At 63.9% G+C, this 4176-nt stretch carries 2 protein-coding genes and 1 pseudogene; all 3 read left to right on the top strand.

Features of this window, described 5'->3' with window-relative positions; all coding sequences use genetic code 11:
- On the top strand, positions 1–2095 hold a 2095-nt coding region (locus ACXJKH_RS16215; RefSeq protein ID WP_457320833.1), incomplete at its 5' end, for a TonB-dependent receptor domain-containing protein.
- Positions 2096–2326: 231 nt separating this feature from the next.
- Complete coding sequence (locus ACXJKH_RS16210; protein WP_457320831.1) at positions 2327–3961, top strand: glucoamylase family protein; 1635 nt, start codon at positions 2327–2329, stop codon at positions 3959–3961.
- A 39-nt stretch (positions 3962–4000) separates the two neighbouring features.
- Positions 4001–4176: pseudogene (locus ACXJKH_RS16205) on the top strand (ABC transporter substrate-binding protein); the annotation flags it as partial.

Raw genomic sequence — 4176 nt, 5'->3', positions numbered from 1 at the left:
GGTCACCATCGCGCCGGAAGGCTCGGTCACCAACCGCGTCGGCCTGCTGCCGGCAGACGCCGCCGCCGGCCTCGGCCCGGCCARCCAGCCGTTCGAGCAGGACCTGATCTTCGCCAAGATCGACTTCGAGCCGACCGACAACGATCGCATCGAGCTGAGCTTCCAGGACCGCGACGAGACCCAGCAGCAGTTCAGTGGTCAGACCGCGCCGGAAGCCGGCCGTGAAGTGGTGAACACCGACCGTCGTTACGCGCTGCGCTGGAACCACAGCGGCGAGCGTTACTACAACGAAATGATGCTCACCCATGAAGATTCGTTCAACAACCCGACCCCGCTGACCCTGGGCAACGGCTTCACCTACACCGCGCCGGACGGCACCGAAGACCGTACCCTGGTGAAGATCGGTGGCGCCTCGGCGCWGGATTCGCAGGTGAAGGGCCAGAAGGGCTGGGCGATTGAGGACAACCTGACCCTGGATGGCATCCAGTGGGCCGGTGACCACACCATCAAGATGGGCGCCAAGTACAAGCAGATCGACCTGTACGCCTCCGATGCGGCGCAGATCAATCCGCAGTTCACCTACTCGCTGGGCGATCCGGACTTCCCGTCCGACATCCCGTACAAGGCGCAGTTCGTCAAGCCGGTGAACGGCGTAACGGGCGTGTCCGGCGAAGTGCGTTCGAAGTCCAAGCAGATCGGCCTGTTCATCCAGGACGACTGGCAGGTCAACGACCACCTGCAGCTGAACATCGGCCTGCGCTGGGACTACGAAAAGACCCCGGCCTACCTGGACTTCGTGACCCCGCAGGCCGTGGTCGATGCGATCTACTCGCAGGACCCGCGCGCTGCCGCTGGCCAGACCTTCGCCGATACGCTGGCGCTGGGCGGGCTGGACATCAGCAACTACATCAGCAACGGCCACAACCGCAAGGCGTTCAAGGATGCCTGGCAGCCGCGCCTGGGCTTCTCGTATGACATCAACGCCGACGAGCAGCACGTGATCCACGGTGGTGCCGGTCGTTCGTATGACCGCGACCTGTTCGACAACCTGCAGCTGGAAACCACCAAGCTGGCCCTGCCTCAGCCGACCGTCTACTTCCGCAACCCGGCCACCGGCAGCTGCCTCAACGGCCAGGCTGCCTGCTATGACTGGAACCCGAACCTGCTCAACGGTATCGGCAACCTGCAGTCGCTGGTCGGTTCGACCAGCAATGCCGGCCTGGAAGTGGATCTGCTGAACAACAACCTGAAGGTGCCGTACTCCGACCAGTTCAGCCTGGGCATGAGCAACCAGGTCGGTGACTGGCTGACCGATGCCACCATCTCCCGCACGCTGAGCTACGACGGCTTCGCCTTCACCCTGGGCAACCGCTACCCGACCGGCCAGTTCTTCGATGACCCGCGCCTGTGCGGTGGCACCGACCCGGGCCTGAGCCAGGCCTGGAGCTGCAACGTGCCGGGCTTCGGCAGCCTGATCATCGGCCAGCAGGGCATCAAGACGCGCGCAACGCAGGTGCTGCTGTCGGCACAGAAGCCGTTCACCAAGGAAAGCGGCTGGGGCACCTCCATCGCCTACACCTGGACCACCGCACGCCACAACCGCGACATCAATGAGAAGTACGCGTTCGACCGTGGCCTGATCGAGGACTACCCGACCATCCGCTCCAACGGCGCACCGCGTCACCGCCTGGTGCTCACCGGTTCGTATGCCGGCTTCTGGGACATCACCTTCGGCGGCAAGATCACCCTGGCCACCCCGACCGCGGTGAACGACTGGTACCCGGTCACCCAGTCGACCGGCTTCGACCTGCCGACCCCGGGCGCCGCGGTGCCCAATGGCAACGGCAAGTTCCTGCTCGGTGGCAAGATCTTCGGCTACCGTTCGGTCGACCTGCAGGCCACCAAGACGTTCAAGATGCCGGGCGATACCGAGCTGTATGCGCGTATCGACATCATCAACGTCTTCAACTTCGACAACTTCTCCAACTACAACTACACCAAGTCCAACGGCAAGTTGCTGGCCAGCTACAACGAGACCGGCGATATCGTCGGTACGCCGCGCCAGGTCAAGGCGGAAGTCGGCTTCCGCTTCTRATTCCTGCAATACCCGGCATCGTCCAAAGGGACGGTGCCGGGCAGTACCGCCGACCGGCTTGGGCCGGCCGGCGGGACTGTACAGGCGCTTGCCGTCCACGGATGGGCAAGCGCGTGTGCGGTAGGTGCCGACCGTTGGTCGGTACGCAGACGGTCCGCTCTGGCGGATTTTTTTTGATCGTGATCTGTAAACGATTTCAGCTTGGTTGAGGCTATGCTCTGCAGCACGAACATGCGCAAAAGGTGGTGGTCGATGAATGCATCTCGGATGGTGTCGCTGGCGTTGCTCTCCGTGGCCGTCGCCGGTTGCCAGAAGCAGGCGCCGGACAAGCCCGAAAAGCCGAAGCCGCCGGTCATCCTGGTCGAGGCTGACGTGCCGCCGCGCCCGATGAAGCCCGAGCTGCCGCCGCTGTTTGACGATATCGAGCGCCGCACGTTCCAGTTCTTCTGGGACACCACCAACGAAGTCAATGGCCTCAGCCCGGACCGCTATCCCTCGCGTCCGTTCGCCAGCATCGCCTCGGTCGGTTACGCGCTTACCGCCTATCCGATCGGCGTGGAGAACGGCTGGGTCAGCCGTACCCAGGCCGTGGACCGCACCCTGCTGACGCTGAAGTTCTTCCGCGACCTGCCGATGGGGCCGCAGCGCACCGGCAAGGGCGGCTACAAGGGCTTCTACTACCACTTCCTGGACATGCAGAAGGGCGCGCGCTACGACAGCTGGGTGGAGCTCTCCAGCGTGGACACCGCGCTGCTGATGATGGGCGTGCTGTTTGCCCAGTCGTACTACACCGGTGACGATTCGCGCGAGAAGGAAATCCGCGACATCGCCGAGACCCTGTACAAGCGCGTGGACTGGCCGTGGCTGCAGCAGCGCGCGCCGCTGATCTCGATGGGCTGGTTCCCCGAGAGCGGCTTCATCGACCACGACTGGATGGGCTACAACGAGGCGATGATGGTCTACATCCTCGCGCTCGGCTCGCCGACCCATCCGGTCAGCCCGGATGCCTGGACGGTGTGGACGCGCACCTACGACAACGACTGGGGCGTCTACCAGGGCCAGGAATACCTGTCCTTCGGGCCGTTGTTCGGCCATCAGTACACGCATGTGTGGGTGGACTTCCGTGACATCCAGGATGCCTACATGCGCGAGCGCGGCAGCACCTACTTCCTCAACAGCCGCTCGGCCGCGCTGGCCCAGCGCGAGTACGCCATCGCCAATCCGATGAACTGGAAGGACTATGGCGAAAACGTGTGGGGCCTGACCGCCAGCGATGGTCCGCAGAACACCACCCAGGAGTACCGCGGCGAKCAGCGTCAGTTCCGCCATTACTCCTCGCGCGGCGCCGGCCTGCGCGAAAACTTCGACGACGGCACGATCGCCCCGACCGCGGCCATCGCCTCGGTGGTGTTCGCCCCGGAAGAAGTGATCCCGGCCACGCTGGAATTGCACAAGCGCTACGGCGACTACATCTATTCCAGCTACGGGTTCCTGGATTCGTTCAATCCCAGCTTCAACTACGACATCCCGATCAAGACCGGTCGGCTGGTGCCCGACCGCGGCTGGGTGGCCAGTGACTACATCGGCATCGACCAGGGCCCGATCCTGACCATGATCGCCAACTACCGGAACGATTTCGTCTGGGACGTGATGAAGAAGAACGTGCACATCCGCAGGGGCCTGGAACGGGCCGGCTTCAGCGGTGGCTGGTTGACCCCCGAAGGCGAGGACCAGCCGATGGAACTGCAGAAAGATGAAAAGGCGGCCTCGGCGCGCTCGGTCGGCATCGCCGAATCGCGCGCGGCAGCGGCCCAGGAACAGAAGAACAGTTCCAATACGAACCGCAACCAGCAGCAGGGGAAGTAAGCAGTGCCATTGTCGTCGCGCCCCACGCTGGGTCTGAGTCTGTTCCTGCTGCTGGTCGGCAGCGTGTTGCTGGGTGGCTGTCGCAAGGAGCCCGAAGGGGTCACCGTGCGCTTCTGGGCGATGGGCCGCGAGGCCGAGGTGGTCAGCGGCCTGATCAGCGAGTTCGAAGCGGAAAATCCCGGTATCCACGTCGATGTGCAGAACATCCCATGGAC

The organism is Stenotrophomonas sp. P5_B8 (genome assembly GCF_054049855.1).
This window is presented reverse-complemented; position numbering and strand designations above follow the sequence as displayed.